The organism is Agrococcus sp. SL85, assembly GCF_026625845.1.
GTDB lineage: Bacteria > Actinomycetota > Actinomycetes > Actinomycetales > Microbacteriaceae > Agrococcus.
Genome location: NZ_CP113066.1, coordinates 1,797,707 through 1,812,389 on the forward strand (window position 1 = coordinate 1,797,707; position 14,683 = coordinate 1,812,389).

General features: G+C 73.6%; 13 protein-coding genes. 9 read left to right on the plus strand and 4 right to left on the minus strand.

All coding sequences use genetic code 11. The features are described from left to right. The first annotated feature begins 20 nt into the window (after positions 1–20). Positions 21–1,922, plus strand: coding sequence for a translational GTPase TypA (typA, locus tag OVA14_RS08935; RefSeq protein ID WP_267505544.1), 1,902 nt, complete (start codon positions 21–23; stop codon positions 1,920–1,922). A gap of 179 nt (positions 1,923–2,101) precedes the next feature. On the opposite strand, the gene OVA14_RS08940 is transcribed toward typA, so the two are convergent. Next, the gene (locus OVA14_RS08940) at positions 2,102–2,410 is read right to left on the minus strand and encodes a DUF559 domain-containing protein (protein ID WP_324288061.1); all 309 of its coding nucleotides are present in this window, start codon (positions 2,408–2,410) and stop codon (positions 2,102–2,104) included. 882 nt (positions 2,411–3,292) lie between these two features. Here OVA14_RS08940 and OVA14_RS08945 point away from each other — a divergent pair. The 5 genes from OVA14_RS08945 to OVA14_RS08965 all read left to right on the plus strand — a co-directional run bounded on the left by OVA14_RS08945 (position 3,293) and on the right by OVA14_RS08965 (position 8,750). Then, a complete protein-coding gene (locus OVA14_RS08945) occupies positions 3,293–4,390 on the plus strand; it encodes a PIG-L family deacetylase (RefSeq protein ID WP_267503556.1) in 1,098 nt (365 codons plus the stop codon). Positions 4,391–4,393: 3 nt separating this feature from the next. After that, on the plus strand, positions 4,394–4,714 hold the full coding sequence (gene fdxA, locus OVA14_RS08950; protein WP_267503557.1) for a ferredoxin: 321 nt from the start codon (positions 4,394–4,396) through the stop codon (positions 4,712–4,714). Next, a complete protein-coding gene (dapC, locus tag OVA14_RS08955) occupies positions 4,711–5,808 on the plus strand; it encodes a succinyldiaminopimelate transaminase (protein ID WP_324287997.1) in 1,098 nt (365 codons plus the stop codon). Before fdxA ends, dapC begins: the two co-directional genes overlap by 4 nt. Before the next feature lie 133 nt (positions 5,809–5,941). After that, positions 5,942–7,234 carry a citrate synthase gene (locus tag OVA14_RS08960; RefSeq protein WP_267503558.1) on the plus strand — a complete coding sequence of 431 codons (1,293 nt, stop codon included), beginning with the start codon at positions 5,942–5,944 and terminating at the stop codon, positions 7,232–7,234. A gap of 58 nt (positions 7,235–7,292) precedes the next feature. Then, positions 7,293–8,750 carry an NCS2 family permease gene (locus OVA14_RS08965; protein ID WP_267503559.1) on the plus strand — a complete coding sequence of 486 codons (1,458 nt, stop codon included), beginning with the start codon at positions 7,293–7,295 and terminating at the stop codon, positions 8,748–8,750. A gap of 36 nt (positions 8,751–8,786) precedes the next feature. Here OVA14_RS08965 and OVA14_RS08970 read toward each other — a convergent pair whose 3' ends face one another. The 3 genes from OVA14_RS08970 to OVA14_RS08980 form a co-directional block, all read right to left on the minus strand. Then, positions 8,787–9,845, minus strand: a complete 1,059-nt coding sequence (locus tag OVA14_RS08970; protein WP_267503560.1) for a hypothetical protein — start codon at positions 9,843–9,845, stop codon at positions 8,787–8,789. Positions 9,846–10,346: 501 nt separating this feature from the next. Further along, the gene (locus OVA14_RS08975) at positions 10,347–11,144 is read right to left on the minus strand and encodes an ABC transporter ATP-binding protein (protein WP_420710577.1); all 798 of its coding nucleotides are present in this window, start codon (positions 11,142–11,144) and stop codon (positions 10,347–10,349) included. A gap of 63 nt (positions 11,145–11,207) precedes the next feature. Next, positions 11,208–12,125, minus strand: coding sequence for a DapH/DapD/GlmU-related protein (locus tag OVA14_RS08980; protein ID WP_267503562.1), 918 nt, complete (start codon positions 12,123–12,125; stop codon positions 11,208–11,210). A gap of 23 nt (positions 12,126–12,148) precedes the next feature. Here OVA14_RS08980 and dapE point away from each other — a divergent pair, with 23 nt between their 5' ends. From dapE to OVA14_RS08995, 3 genes are all read left to right on the plus strand, one after another. Continuing rightward, on the plus strand, positions 12,149–13,231 hold the full coding sequence (gene dapE / locus OVA14_RS08985) for a succinyl-diaminopimelate desuccinylase (protein WP_267503563.1): 1,083 nt from the start codon (positions 12,149–12,151) through the stop codon (positions 13,229–13,231). Beyond that, the gene (locus OVA14_RS08990) at positions 13,213–14,397 is read left to right on the plus strand and encodes a hypothetical protein (RefSeq protein ID WP_267503564.1); all 1,185 of its coding nucleotides are present in this window, start codon (positions 13,213–13,215) and stop codon (positions 14,395–14,397) included. The genes dapE and OVA14_RS08990 overlap by 19 nt, the downstream gene beginning before the upstream one ends. A 92-nt stretch (positions 14,398–14,489) precedes the next feature. Then, positions 14,490–14,663 carry a DUF3117 domain-containing protein gene (locus OVA14_RS08995; protein ID WP_267503565.1) on the plus strand — a complete coding sequence of 58 codons (174 nt, stop codon included), beginning with the start codon at positions 14,490–14,492 and terminating at the stop codon, positions 14,661–14,663. Positions 14,664–14,683: the final 20 nt, after the last annotated feature.

The following is a 14,683-nucleotide window of genomic DNA, read 5'->3' on the forward strand; positions in this document are numbered from 1 at the left end:
TCTCCTCGGAAGGCTCCGCCATGCCGATCGCTCAGCGATCCGACCTCCGCAACGTGGCGATCGTCGCCCACGTCGACCACGGCAAGACGACGCTCGTCGACGCCATGCTCCGCCAGACCGGCTCGTTCAGCGACCACCAGGCCGTCGACGACCGCGTGATGGACTCGAACGAGCTCGAGCGCGAGAAGGGCATCACGATCCTCGCCAAGAACACGGCGATCCGGTACGCGGGGGCGCACACCGACGTGCCCGTGACGATCAACGTCATCGACACCCCGGGTCACGCCGACTTCGGCGGCGAGGTCGAGCGCGGCCTGTCGATGGTCGACGGCGTCGTGCTGCTCGTCGACGCCTCGGAGGGCCCGCTGCCGCAGACGCGCTTCGTGCTCCGCAAGGCGCTCGAGGCGAAGCTGCCGGTCATCCTCCTCGTGAACAAGACCGACCGCGGCGACGCGCGCATCGACGCCGTCGTGGGGGAGAGCCAGGATCTGCTGCTCGGCCTCGCGTCCGACCTCGCCGACGACGTGCCCGACCTCGACCTCGACGCCGTGCTCGACGTGCCGGTCGTCTACGCCTCGGGCAAGGCCGGCCGCGCCTCGGCGACGAAGCCGGCCGACGGCTCGCTGCCCGACAGCGAGGACCTCGAGCCGCTCTTCGCCGCGATCCTCGAGCACATCCCCGCGCCGTCGTACGACGACGAGGCGCCGCTCCAGGCGCACGTCACGAACCTCGACGCCTCGCCGTTCCTCGGCCGCCTCGCGCTGCTGCGCGTCAAGGCGGGCACGCTCAAGAAGGGCCAGACCGTCGCGTGGGTGCGCCACGACGGCGAGGTCCAGAACGTGCGCATCACCGAGCTGCTCGAGACGAAGGCGCTCGACCGCGTGCCCGCCGAGAGCGCGGGCCCCGGCGACATCGTCGCGGTCGCCGGCATCGCCGAGATCACGATCGGCGAGACGCTCGCCGACCCGGACGACGTGCGGCCGCTGCCGGCGATCACCGTTGACGAGCCCGCGATCTCGATGACGATCGGCACGAACACCTCGCCGCTCGCCGGCAAGGTCAAGGGCTCCAAGCTCACCGCCCGCATGGTGAAGGACCGCCTCGACCGCGAGCTCATCGGCAACGTCTCGCTGCGCGTCGTCGACGTGGGCCGTCCCGACGCGTGGGAGGTGCAGGGCCGCGGCGAGCTCGCGCTCGCCATCCTCGTCGAGCAGATGCGCCGCGAGGGCTTCGAGCTCACCGTCGGCAAGCCGCAGGTCGTCACGCGCCGCATCGACGGCACGCTGCACGAGCCCTTCGAGCACCTGACGATCGACGTGCCCGAGGAGCACCTCGGCGCCGTGACGCAGCTGCTCGCGGGCCGCAAGGGCATCATGGACGGCATGACGAACCACGGCACCGGCTGGGTGCGCATGGAGTTCGTCGTCCCCTCGCGCGGCCTCATCGGCTTCCGCACCGAGTTCATGACGATCACGCGCGGCACGGGCATCGCCAACGCGATCTCGCACGGCTGGCAGCCGTGGGCGGGCGCGATCGTCACCCGCAACAACGGCGCGCTCGTCGCCGACCGCCAGGGCGTCTCGACGCCCAACGCGATCATGGCGCTCCAGGAGCGCGGCGTGTTCTTCATCAAGCCCGGCGACGACGTCTACGAGGGCATGGTCGTGGGCGAGAACTCCCGCGCCGACGACATGGACGTCAACATCACCAAGGAGAAGAAGCTCAACAACATCCGGTCGTCGACCGGCGAGGAGCTCGAGCGCCTGACGCCCCCGAAGCTGCTCTCGCTCGAGGAGTGCCTCGAGTGGGCGCGCGACGACGAGTGCGTCGAGGTCACGCCCTCCGCGGTGCGCATCCGCAAGGTCAACCTCGACCAGACGACCCGCGCCCGCGAGGCGAGCCGCCTGAAGAAGCAGGGCTGACCCGCCTCCGAGCGGTCGCTCCCGCCTTCGCGGGTCCCCGAGCGGTCGCTCCCGCCCACGAGACCCGTTGAGCGGTCGTTCCGGCCCGTGTGGGCCCTTGAGCGGTCACGAACGGCTGCGCGCACGTATGCGCGACAGCCGTTCGTGACCGCTCAGCGCTCCATGGGGCGGTGGCCAGCTCAGCGTCCGGCGCGGGCGAGCACGCGCTCGGCCGTGCGCGTCGCATGGGCATCGACGATCTGCGCCAGCACGGCGGATCGGCGCAGCCGGAGATCGGCCTTCGTGATGCGGATCACGAGCCAGCCCTCCGCGGCCAGCCTGCGCAGCCGGCGGACGTCGCGGTCGTCCTGCGCGTCGTCGAGCCGATGGTGCTCGCCGTCGTACTCGATCGCGAGCCGCAGCGACGGGTCGGCGAGGTCCAGGCGAGCCCAGGCCGTGCCGTCGGGCTCGCGCAGGCTCGTGCTGCAGCACGGGCAGCGGGAGGCCAGCGCGCAGCATGTCGAGCCTGACCTCGGTCTCCTTCGGCGACTCCGCTCCGGGCCGCACCAGCAGCAGGGCCCGCTCGACCGTGCGGATCCCGCGGGCGCCGCGGCAGCGGCGCACGGTCTCCTCGAGGTCCCCGAGCGTGAGCGCTCCTGGCCGGCGCGGGTTCACCAGCCAGTCGCCCACCGCCACGAGCTCGTCGATCGAGAGCACGGTGCCGAGGTGCACGAACGCATCCTCGGGCGCCTCGAACCCAGTCCCGCGACCTCCACGACCCGCGAGACGAGCCGATGGCCGACGACGCCCGGCCTGCGCATCCGTGCCTCATCCGACGGGGCGGCGAGGTGCACCGGGCCGCGCTCGAGGCGGCGGGGCAACGGGATGCCGTGGAGCAGCGCGGCGGTCGAGTGCGAGAAGAACTGGTCCGGTCGCGCGAGGGCGGAGAGACCGGCGATCAGGTCGTCGCGATCACCCTCGGGGCCGGCCATGCCCGGTCCCGTGACCCGGACCCCTCGAGCAGGCCGGCGGAACGCCGCGCCCCGCATCGTCGATCTCGACAGGCCCGCTGCCATGCCCTGCTCGGTGGTGAACGCTCGTCGTGTCATGCGCGCATCACGCGGGCCCTGCGCGCGCCGGGTGCTCTCCGGTCTCGCGGCTGTGGAGGAGGAGCGCGCGAGCCGCTCGATCGAACGGTCACGCGTGGTCGTCGGACGGGGAGTCTCGTCGCCACATGCGACCGTTCGGCGACCTGCGGCGGCGGGAGTGACCGCTCGGCGAGAGCGCGGTGCGCGAGCGACCGGTCGGAGCACGGGGGCTGGGGAGGGGCCGGGGCGGCCGCTCGGCGGGGGTGCAGGGTGCGGTGCGCCGGAGGTGGGAGGATGGCGGGGATGGACCATCGGCTCGAGCGCGTGCTCTTCGTGCACGCCCACCCCGACGACGAGACGCTCTCGACCGGCGCGGCGATCGCCACCGTGGCCGCGGACGGCGGCGACGCGGTCGTCGTCACCTGCACGCTCGGCGAGCGCGGCGAGATCCGGCCCGAGCGGCAGGGCGAGGTCGACGCGATCGGCGTCGGCGAGGTGCGCCGCGCCGAGCTCGAGCAGGCGCTCCGCGCGCTCGGCGCGCGCGGCCGCCGCATCCACGGCTTCCAGGACTCCGGCATGCGCTGGCTCCCCGACGGCACCGCGGGCGCCGCGGCGGATGCGCCGGAGGACGCGATGGCGGCCGCAGACCCCGACGAGCTCGCCGACGCCCTCGGCGTGGTCGTCGAGGAGGTCGACCCCACGGCGATCGTCACCTACGACGCCGACGGCGGCTACGGGCATCCCGACCACGTCGCCGTCCACCGCGCCGCCGTGCTGACGGCGCGCCGCTACGACCTGCCGCTCTACGTCCGCACGCCGCGCCCCGCCGACGTCGCGTTCCCGCTCGCACCCGTGCGAACGCAGGTGCTCGCCGCGCTCGACGCCCACCGCTCGCAGCTCGAGGTGCGCGGCGACGAGGTGCTGCACGTCGGCGGCCAGCGCCAGGCCGTCGACGAGCTCGAGCACTACCGGCTCATCGAGCCCCTGCCCGCGCGCCGCACGCGCTGGACGCTGCGCGTCGGCGCGGTGCTCGCCGGCGCGATCGTCGGCGTCGTGGGCACCTTCTCGCACCAGTCGCTGCCCTGGGGCCTCCTGCTCTCGCTCGTCGCCGCGACCGCGCTCATCGGCGGCATCCGGGCCGCGAGCGGCTCCCGGCCCCTCACGCTCGGCGCCGTCCTCGGCCTCGTCGGCGTCATCGCGATCGTCGCGATCGACCCGCTCGGCCGCGGCACCTTCGGCGGCGAGCGCACGATCGTGCCCGCGAACCTCGCGGGCTGGCTGTGGACGCTCGTCCCGGCGCTCGTCTCGCTGCTCGCTCTGGCGTGGCCAGACGCCGAGTCGATGCGCCGGATTAGGATGGCACGAGCCGGCCGGGCGGACGACCCGCAGGGAAGGGGATAGGCCATGACCTACGTGATCGCGCTCCCGTGCGTCGACGTCAAGGACCGCGCGTGCGTCGACGAGTGCCCCGTCGACTGCATCTACGAGGGCGAGCGGATGCTCTACATCCACCCGGACGAGTGCGTCGACTGCGGCGCCTGCGAGCCGGTGTGCCCCGTCGAGGCGATCTTCTACGAGGACGACACGCCGGAGGAGTGGGCCGACTACTACGAGGCCAACGTGCACTTCTTCGACGAGATCGGCTCGCCCGGCGGTGCGGCCAAGGTCGGCGTCATCAAGCACGACCACCCGATCGTCGCAGCGCTGCCGCCGCAGGCGCAGTGATCCCCTCCGGCGCCCGGCGCCTCGGGCTGCCCGACTTCCCCTGGGACACGCTCGCAGCCGCGAAGGCCCGCGCCGCGGCGCACCCCGAGGGCCTGGTCGACCTCAGCGTCGGCTCGCCCGTCGACCCGACGCCCGCGCTCCTGCAGGAGGCGCTCCGCGAGGCCACCGACGCCCACGGCTACCCCACGAACCACGGCACGCCGGAGGTGCGGCGGGCGATCGCCGACTGGTTCGCGCGCGTGCGCGGCGTGCCGGGGCTCGCCGACGAGCACGTGCTCGTCACCGTCGGCTCGAAGGAACTCGTCGCGGGCCTGCCGCTGCAGCTGGGGCTCGGTCCCGGCGACGTGGTCGTGCACCCCCGCGTGGCCTACCCGACCTACGACATCGGCGCGCGCATGGCCGGCGCGACCCCCGTGCGCGCCGACGACCCCGACGACTGGCCCGAGGCGACGCGGCTCGTCTGGGTGAACTCGCCGTCGAACCCGACGGGGGAGGTGCTGGGCGTCGCGGCGCTCCGCCGCGTCGTGGCCGCCGCGCGCGAGCGGGGCATCGTCGTCGCGAGCGACGAGTGCTACGCGCTGCTGCCGTGGGAGGTCGACGACGCGCCCTCGATCCTCGACCCGCGCGTCACCGACGGCGACCGCAGCGGCCTCGTCGCCGTCTACTCGCTCTCGAAGCAGTCGAACCTCGCCGGCTACCGGGCCGCGTTCGTGGCGGGCTGCAGCACGGTCGTGCAGGGCGTGCTCGAGGTGCGCAAGCACCTCGGGCTCATGGCGCCGAGCCCCGTGCAGCACGCGCTCGCGGTGGCGCTCGGCGACGACGCCCACGTGGCCGAGCAGCGCGAGCGCTACCGCGCGCGCCGCGCCGCGCTCCTCCCTGCCCTGCGCGCTCGCGGGCTCGACGTCGCCGCCGACGCGGGGCTCTACCTCTGGGCGACCGACGGCAGGGAGGCGATGGCGCAGGTCGACGAGCTCGCGGGCCTCGGCATCCTCGTCGCCCCCGGCGGCTTCTACGGCGACGACCGGCGCATCCGGGTGGCGCTCACGGCCTCGGACGCGGACGTCGCGCGCGCCGCGGCCCGCCTCGCGGGCTGAGCGCCGCGACAGGGCGCGGGTCCAGCCCTGATCGGCGCCGTCCGCGCCGCACGCGGCTGCCGGGCGCGCGCCCGATCCCGGCCTCGGACGCCCCCGTGTCGGACCACCTGGCGACGCTCGGTAGGCTGGGCCTGTGACGACCGAGGACACCCAGGCCCCTGCACGCTCCGTGACCCTCGAGCACCCCGGCGGCCGGACCGAGCTGCCGGTGCTGGAGGCCGCCGACGGGCGCTCCGCCATCGACGTCGCGAAGCTCACGCGCGAGACGGGGCTGACGACGCTCGACTACGGCTTCGTCAACACCTCGAGCACCCGCAGCGCCATCACGTACATCGACGGCGACGAGGGCATCCTGCGCTACCGCGGCTACCCCATCGAGGAGCTCGCCGAGCAGAAGACGTTCCTCGACGTCGCCCACCTCCTCATCCACGGCGAGCTGCCCTCCGAGGACGAGCTCGCGGGCTTCGACCAGAGCATCCGGCGCCACACGCTCCTCCACGAGGACCTGCGCCGCTTCTTCGACGCGCTGCCGCGCGACGCGCACCCGATGAGCGCGCTCTCGAGCGCCGTGAGCGCCCTCTCGACCTACTACGAGCACGACCACGACCCGCGCGACCCCGAGAAGGTCGACAAGCAGACCATCCGCCTGCTCGCGAAGATGCCGGTCATCGCCGCATACGCGCACAAGAAGTCGATCGGGCAGGCCTTCCTCTACCCCGACAACTCGCTGTCGTTCGTCGAGAACTACCTGAAGCTCAACTTCGGCATCCAGGCCGAGGAGTACGTGCAGAACCCCGTCATGGTGCGGGCCCTCGAGCGCCTCCTCATCCTGCACGCCGACCACGAGCAGAACGCCTCGACCTCGACCGTGCGCCTGGTCGGCTCCACCGACGCCAACCTCTTCGCCTCGGTCTCGGCCGGCATCCACGCGCTCTCGGGCCCCCTGCACGGCGGCGCCAACGAGGCCGTGCTCACGATGCTGCGCGGCATCCGCGACTCCGGCGAGGGCGTCGACCGCTTCGTCGAGCGCGTGAAGAACAAGGAGCAGGGCGTCAAGCTCATGGGCTTCGGGCACCGCGTCTACAAGAACTACGACCCGCGTGCGAAGCTCGTGAAGCACTCGGCCGACGAGGTGCTCGAGGCGCTCGGCGTCCGCGACCCGCTGCTCGACATCGCGAAGGAGCTCGAGCAGGTCGCGCTCGAGGACGACTACTTCAAGGAGCGCAAGCTCTACCCGAACGTCGACTTCTACACGGGCGTCATCTACAAGGCGATGGGCTTCCCGGAGCGCATGTTCACGGTGCTCTTCGCCATCGGGCGCCTGCCGGGCTGGATCGCGCACTGGCGCGAGATGATGCTCGACCCGCAGACGAAGATCGGCCGGCCGCAGCAGCTCTACGTCGGCCCGACCGAGCGCCACATCTAGCACGACCCCTCCGCCGCCTGCGCGGCGCATCGGATCGACCGTCACCCGAGGGAATCCCATGACCAGCACCACGCAGGCGTCGGGCGCGCGCGCCGCCGTCGACCGCTTCTTCAAGATCAGCGAGCGCGGCTCGAGCATCCCGCAGGAGCTCCGCGGCGGCCTCGTGACGTTCTTCGCGATGGCCTACATCATCGTGCTGAACCCGCTCATCATCGGCGGCTTCTCGGCGGATCAGGCGGCCGTCGACGTCGAGGGCGGCTGGCTGCCGAACGCGCAGGTCGCCGCGGTCACGGCGCTCGTCGGCGGCGTCATGACGCTCGCGATGGGCCTCATCGCCAACGTGCCCTTCGGCCTCGCAGCGGGTCTCGGCATCAACTCGTTCCTCGCCTTCGGTCTCGTGGGCGAGCTCACGTGGCCCGAGGCGATGGGCCTCGTCGTGCTCAACGGCATCATCATCGTCGTGCTCGGCCTCACGGGCCTCCGGCGCATGATCTTCGACGCCGTGCCGGCGCCGCTCAAGGCTGCGATCACGGTCGGCATCGGCCTCTTCATCGCCTTCATCGGCTTCGTCGACTCCGGCTTCGTGCGCTCGACCGGCGCGGCCTCGCCGCCCGTGCAGCTCGGCGAGGGCGGCTCGATCACCTCGCTCCCGACGCTCGTGTTCCTCATCGGGCTCGCGCTCATGGGCATCCTGCTGGCGCGCCGCGTGCAGGGCGCGCTGCTCATCGGCATCGTCGCGACGACGGTGATCGCGATCGTGCTCGAGGCGATCTTCCGCGTGGGCCCCTCGCTCGGCCAGGACCCGAACGCCTGGAACCTCAACCCGCCGGCGCTGCCGACCTCGCTCTTCGCGCTGCCCGACCTCTCGCTGCTCGGCCAGGTCTCGCTCACGGGGTCGTTCGAGCGCATCGGCGTGCTCGCCACGACGATGTTCGTGTTCACGCTCGTCTTCATGAACTTCTTCGACGCGATCGGCTCGATGACGGGCCTCGCGCGGCAGGCGGGCCTCGCGAACGCCGACGGCCAGTTCCCGGGGCTGAAGCGCGCGCTCGTCGTCGAGGGCGTCGGCGCGGTCGCGGGCGGCGGCGCGAGCGCCTCGTCGAACACCGTCTTCATCGACTCGGCCGCGGGCATCGGCGACGGCGCGCGCACGGGCCTGGCCTCGGTCGTCACGGGCGCGCTGTTCCTCGCGGCGATGTTCCTGACGCCGCTCACCTCGGTCGTGCCGCTCGAGGTCGCCGCCGCGACGCTCGTCGTGGTCGGGGCGCTCATGATGGGTCAGATCACCGAGATCGACTTCACCGACCTCCGCGTCGCCCTGCCCGCCTTCCTCACGATCGTGGTGATGCCGCTCACCTACAACATCGCCAACGGCATCGGCGTGGGCTTCATCGCCTGGGTCGTCGTCAACAGCGTGTCGGGGCGCGCGAAGCAGATCTCGCCGCTGCTGTGGATCGTCGCGGCGCTCTTCGTGCTGTTCTTCGCGCGCGGACCCATCGAGGCGATGCTCGGCTAGCGCGAGCGCCGGCGCCGCGGCGACGCCCGCCGAGGCTCAGCCCTCGCGCGAGACCGCCGCGAGCAGCTCCGGCCACCGCCGGTCGATCGCGCGGCCCGCGATCGCGACGCCGCCCCACACGACGAGGGCTCCGATCACGAGGCCCGCGGCGAGGCTCGCCCAGCCGAGCCAGGGCAGCCACACGGCGGCGATCGCGAGCCCCACGGCGGGCAGCGAGAGCAGGCCGCCGACGACACCCATCGCGAGCAGGCCCACGAAGGCCTCGCCGCCGCCTGAGGAGCCTCGCCCGAAGGGGCTCGCGCCCGGCGCGGGCGCCTGCCCGGGGAGCCAGGGCGAGATCGCGGTGCCGACGCCGGCGACGACGAGCGCCGAGCCGAGGGTCGCGCCGAGCGTGGCGGGCAGCAGGTCGGCGCGTCCCGCGACGAGCGCGCACGCGACGCACGCGACGACGAGCAGCGGCAGCAGGAGCACGCCCATGCTCAGGAGGCGCCCTGCGCGGTCGGCGGCGCCGCGGATGCCCGCGTGCACGTGGAGCGCGAGCGCGTCCTTGTCGTAGGCGGTGTCGAGCTGCACCGAGGTCGAGACGACGAGGGAGGCCAGGAGCGGCGCGAACGCGACGGCGGGCCCGAGCGGGGCACCGCTCGCGAGGCCCGCGCCCAGCAGGATGAGGGGCACGAGCGCGACGCCGAGCACGTTGACGATGTGGCGGGGGTCGCGGAGGCGGTAGCGGATGCCGCGCGCGGCGACGGCGCCCGTCGGGGTCGGCGGCATCAGGCGGTCGAGCAGCCGTCCGGATCGCACGGCCCCGCCGCCGCTCGACACGACGGGCTGCACGAGCCGGGCGGAGAACGCGCGGGCCCAGACCCACCACAGCGCCGCGAGCGTCGCGAGCGCGACGAGCAGCCGCGCCGCGGCCACGAGCGGCTCGCCGTGCGCGATCGCGAGCGGCACGCCCCAGGCGGCGCCGAGCGGCGTCCACGCGACCGCGTCGGCGACCGCGGTGAGGAGCCCCTCGGCGCTGCCGAGGGCCGCGAGCCCCGCGATCGCGCCCTGCAGCAGCACGCCGGATGCGATGAGCAGGAGCGTGCCGAGCACGAGCACGAGGTCGCGCGCACGGCGGTTGGCCAGCCTGCCGGCCGAGCCCCGCGGCCACCGCGCGGCCCGCGAGCACCGAGGTGGCGAGCAGCAGCGGCGCGGTGAGCGCTGCGGCCACGAGCGCGGCGACGTCGACGCTCCAGCCGACGAGGCCCACGACGAGCGCGATCGTCGTGGCGATGCCGCCGATGCCGACGGCGCCCGCGAGCAGCACCGCGGGCAGCAGGCGGCGCGGGCGCACGGGCAGCAGCGCGAAGAGCTCGGGGGCGAGCGCATCGTCGCCCGCGACGAGCAGCGCGCCGACGGCCCAGCCGACGACGATCGCGGCGCCGACGAGCACGAGCAGGTCGGGCGCGACGGTCGGCGCCGTCAGCCGCACCGCGAGCACCGAGGTGGTCAGGATGCCCAGGAGCAGCAGCGCCGCGATGGCCGTGAGCACGAGCGTCACGATCGCCCAGGGGCTCCTCGTGAGCGTGCGGCCCAGCTGCCGCAGGCGCAGGCCTACGACGAGCGCAGCCACGACAGCGTCCCCTCGCCGAGCTCGTGCGTGCCGACGAGCGAGAGGAAGCGCGACTGCAGGCTGGAGCCGGCGCGCACCTCGTCGAGCGTGCCGTCGGCGAGCAGTCGGCCCTGCGCGATGACCGCGACGCGGTCGCACAGCGACTCCACGAGCTCCATGACGTGGCTCGAGAGCACGACCGTGCCGCCGCCGCGGACGAAGCCAGCGAGGATCTCGCGGATCGTCTGGCCGGAGACCGGGTCGACCGCCTCGAAGGGCTCGTCGAGGACGAGCAGACGCGGCGCGTGGATGAGCGCGCACGCGAGGCCCACCTTCTTGCGCATGCCCGCCGAGTAGTCGACGACGAGCGTCGAGCCGGCCTCCGCGAGCCCGAGCGCGTCGAGCAGCTCGGCGGCGCGCGCCTGCACCACGGCCTCCGGCATGCCCCGCAGCAGCCCGGTGTAGCGCAGCAGCTCGGCGCCCGTGAGGCGGTCGAACATGCGCACGCCGTCCGGCAGCACGCCCATGCGCGCCTTCGCGGCCTGCGGATCGGCCCACACGTCGGCGCCCAGGACGAGCGCCGAGCCCGCGTCGGGGCGCAGCAGCCCCGTCGCCATCGACAGCGAGGTCGTCTTCCCCGCGCCGTTCGGGCCGAGCAGGCCCAGCATGCTGCCCGCGGGCACGTCGAGGGTCAGCCCGTCCACGGCGACGCGCTGGCCGAAGCGCTTCGTCAGGCCGCGGAGGGCGAGCACGGAGTCCGTCATGGCTCCATCCTCCCGGCGCGCGCCTCCGAGGCGCATCCGTCGAGCGGTGGATCCCCGCAGGGGAGGGGGTGGCAGAGGCTCAGCCTCGGCGCAGGTTCGTCAGTGGAGGATCGCGTTCAGCTCGACGCCGCGGCCGTCGCGCGCGATGGCCTCCACGGCGCCCGTCAGCGAGTTGCGGCGCAGGAGCAGGCCCGAGCGGCCCGAGAGCTCGACGGCCTTCACGGCTGCGCCGTCGGGCAGCTGCACCTTCGTGCCGGCGGTCACGTAGAGCCCTGCCTCGACGACGCAGTCGTCGCCGAGCGAGATGCCGAGGCCCGCGTTCGCGCCCAGCAGCACGCGCTCGCCGAGGGCGACGCGCTGCGTGCCGCCGCCCGAGAGCGTGCCCATGATCGAGGCGCCGCCGCCGATGTCGGTGCCGTCGCCCACGACGACGCCCTGCGAGATCCGGCCCTCGACCATCGAGGCGCCGAGCGTGCCGGCGTTGAAGTTCACGAATCCCTCGTGCATGACGACCGTGCCGGGGGCGAGGTGCGCGCCGAGGCGCACGCGCGAGGCGTCGCCGATCCGCACGCCCTCCGGCAGCACGAAGTCGGTCATGCGGGGGAAGCGGTCGACGAGCTGCACCTGGATGCCCGCGCGCTGCAGCTGCACGCGGTGCGCCGCGGCGAAGCCCGGGTCGACGGCGCCCGCGGTCGTCCACGCGACGACCGGCAGCAGGCCGAAGACGCCGTCGAGGTTCAGGCCGTTGGGCCGCACGAGGCGGTGGCTGAGCAGGTGGAGGCGCAGGTAGGCGTCCTCGGTGCTCGCGGGCGCCGCGTCGAGGTCGATCGCCACGTGGCGGTGCTCGAGCACGACGCCGCGCTCGGGCACGGGGCCGGCGAGCGCGTCGAGGTCGCCGCCGCCGATCGCCGCGACGTCTGCGGAGGCCTCCCCGAGCTCGGGGGAGGGGAACCAGGCGTCGAGGACCCGCCCCTCGAAGACGGTGACGAGCGCATGTCCGTGTGCGGGGCGAGCCATGCCCCAAGTCTAGGCTGGGGGCCATGGCCACCCCCTCGCTCGACCTCTCCGCGAGCAGCCCCGACCTCACGCGGCAGCTGTGCGACCTCGACTCCGTCTCGGGCAACGAGGGCCCGCTCGCCGATGCGATCGAGGCCGCGGTCTCGGCCCTGCCGCACCTCGAGGTGACGCGCTTCGGCGACACCGTGGTCGCGCGCACCTCGCTCGGCCGCGAGCGGCGCGTCGTGATCGCCGGCCACATCGACACCGTGCCCATCAACGGCAACGTGCCCACCCGCATGATCGACGTCGCGGGGGAGGAGCACATCTGGGGTCGCGGCACCGTCGACATGAAGGCGGGCGTCGCGGTGCAGCTGAAGCTCGCCGCCGAGCTCGCCGAGCCCGCGCTCGACGTGACGTGGATCTGGTACGACCACGAGGAGGTCGGCGAGGAGGAGAACGCGCTGCGCCGCCTCGCCGCCGAGCGGCCCGACCTCATGGCGGGCGACTTCGCCATCCTCGGCGAGCCCTCGAACGGCAACATCGAGGGCGGCTGCAACGGCACGCTGCGCTTCGAGGTCCGCACGCGGGGCGTGCGCGCCCACTCCGCGCGCGCCTGGGTCGGCCACAACGCCATCCACGACGCCGCGCAGGTGCTCGAGATCCTCCAGTCCTACCGGCCCCGCACGATCGCGGTCGAGGGCCTCGACTACCGCGAGGGCCTCAACGCCGTGCTGATCTCCGGCGGCGTCGCCACGAACGTGATCCCCGACGAGTGCGTCGTGCACGTCAACTACCGCTTCGCGCCCTCCAGCACCGTCGACGAGGCGATCGCCCACGTGACCGAGCTCTTCGCCGGCTTCGACGTCACGGTCGTCGACGCCGCGCCGGGCGCGAAGCCGGGGCTCGACGCCCCGCTCGCGCAGGAGTTCATCCAGGCCGTGGGCCTCACGCCGAAGCCGAAGTACGGCTGGACCGACGTCTCGCGCTTCTGGGGCCTCGGGATCCCGGCCGTGAACTTCGGCCCCGGCGACCCCTCGAAGGCGCACGCCGACGACGAGTCGGTGCCGGTCGCGCAGATCGTCGCGGCCGAGGAGAGCCTGCGCGCGTGGCTCTCCACGAGCTGACCGCCCGCCGCGCCCCCGCGGCCGAGCGCTGGTGGCTGTGGCCGCTCGCGCTCTGGGCCGTCTCGCGCCTCGTCTCGACGGCCCTGCTCGTCGCCTTCTCCTGGAACCAGGGCGAGAGCTCCTGGACCCCCGAGCGGCCCGACATCCTCGACTACTCGACGATGTGGGACGCCCACTGGTACTTCATCGTCAGCCAGGTCGGGTACCCGGCCGAGCTGCCGATCGCCGACGACGGCCACGCGGGCGAGAACGCGTGGGCGTTCATGCCGGTGTACCCGCTGCTCGCCCGCGTGCTCATGGTGCTCGGGCTGCCGTGGGAGGGCGCCGCGGTGCTGCTGTCGGTGCTCGCCTCCCTCGCCTTCGCGCTCGTCGCCTACCGCCTGTTCCAGGACATCGCGCCGGGCCGCGAGCGGTTCGCGCTCGCGCTCGTGCTGCTCTCGCCCACGGCGCCCGTGCTGCAGCTCGGCTACGCCGAGTCGCTCTTCCTCCTGCTCCTCGCGGGCGCGCTGCTCGCCTGGCGGCACCGGCGGTGGGAGTGGCTCGTGGTGCTGCTGCCGATCCTCTCGCTCACGCGCCCGGGCGGCCTCGCGTTCGCCTTCGCGCTCGCCCTGTGGTGGCTCGTGCGCTGGCGCCGGGAAGGGCCGGGCTTCGCGGTCGCCGAGCGCTGGCGCATCATCGGCATCGGCGCCTGGAGCGCGCTGTGGGGCTTCGCGTGGCTGCTCGTCTGCACGCTCGTCACCGGGAGCCTCTCCTCCTACTTCGAGACCGAGCTCTCGTGGCGGTCGGCGTACATCGGGCGGCAGGAGCTCATCCCCTTCACGCCCTGGCCCATCGGCCTCGAGTGGTGGTTCGGACCCTGGTGGCCGCTCTGGATGCTCGGGATCGTCGCCGCGGCGGTCGCCCTGCTCGCGGGCCCGTGGGCGCGCGGCGTCGCGCTCGAGGCGCGGCTGTGGACGATCGCGTACCTCGTGTACCTCGCCGCGGTGTGGTTCCCGCAGTCGTCCACCTGGCGGCTCCTCATGCCGATCTTCCCCGCCGCGGCGATCGTGGCAGCTGCGCGCCCGGCGTGGGCGCGCGCCCTCGTGCTCGCCGTCGCGATCGCGCTGCAGCCCGTGTGGATCTGGTTCTGCTGGCATGTGAACCCGCCCGACTGGACGGTGCCCTAGACCCTGCCGCCGCTGCGTCGCTGTGGGCGGATCGCGGTTCCTATCAGCGGGACATGAGATACTGCAGGCACGAGAATCGAAGGGGGAGCCGCATGGCCGCCATGAAACCACGCACCGGAGATGGCCCGCTCGAGGCCGTCAAGGAGGGTCGCGTCATCGTCGTCCGTGTCCCGCTCGAGGGCGGCGGACGCCTCGTCGTGTCCGTCAACGACGAGGAGGCCGCTGCGCTCCACGCCGCGCTCGCCGGAGTCGTCGTCACCGCGTGACGATCGCCCGGGGCACCCCG

Excerpts from the sequence above, each read along its gene's own strand:
- dapE (WP_267503563.1), top strand. The coding sequence starts at position 12,149 with ATGGCCACCCCCTCGCTCGACCTCTCCGCGAGCAGCCCCGACCTCACG.
- typA (WP_267505544.1), top strand. The coding sequence starts at position 21 with ATGCCGATCGCTCAGCGATCCGACCTCCGCAACGTGGCGATCGTCGCC.
- OVA14_RS08965 (WP_267503559.1), top strand. The coding sequence starts at position 7,293 with ATGACCAGCACCACGCAGGCGTCGGGCGCGCGCGCCGCCGTCGACCGC.
- OVA14_RS08980 (WP_267503562.1), bottom strand. The coding sequence starts at position 12,125 with ATGGCTCGCCCCGCACACGGACATGCGCTCGTCACCGTCTTCGAGGGG.
- fdxA (WP_267503557.1), top strand. The coding sequence starts at position 4,394 with ATGACCTACGTGATCGCGCTCCCGTGCGTCGACGTCAAGGACCGCGCG.
- OVA14_RS08945 (WP_267503556.1), top strand. The coding sequence starts at position 3,293 with ATGGACCATCGGCTCGAGCGCGTGCTCTTCGTGCACGCCCACCCCGAC.
- OVA14_RS08995 (WP_267503565.1), top strand. The coding sequence starts at position 14,490 with ATGGCCGCCATGAAACCACGCACCGGAGATGGCCCGCTCGAGGCCGTC.
- OVA14_RS08975 (WP_420710577.1), bottom strand. The coding sequence starts at position 11,144 with ATGCGCCTCGGAGGCGCGCGCCGGGAGGATGGAGCCATGACGGACTCC.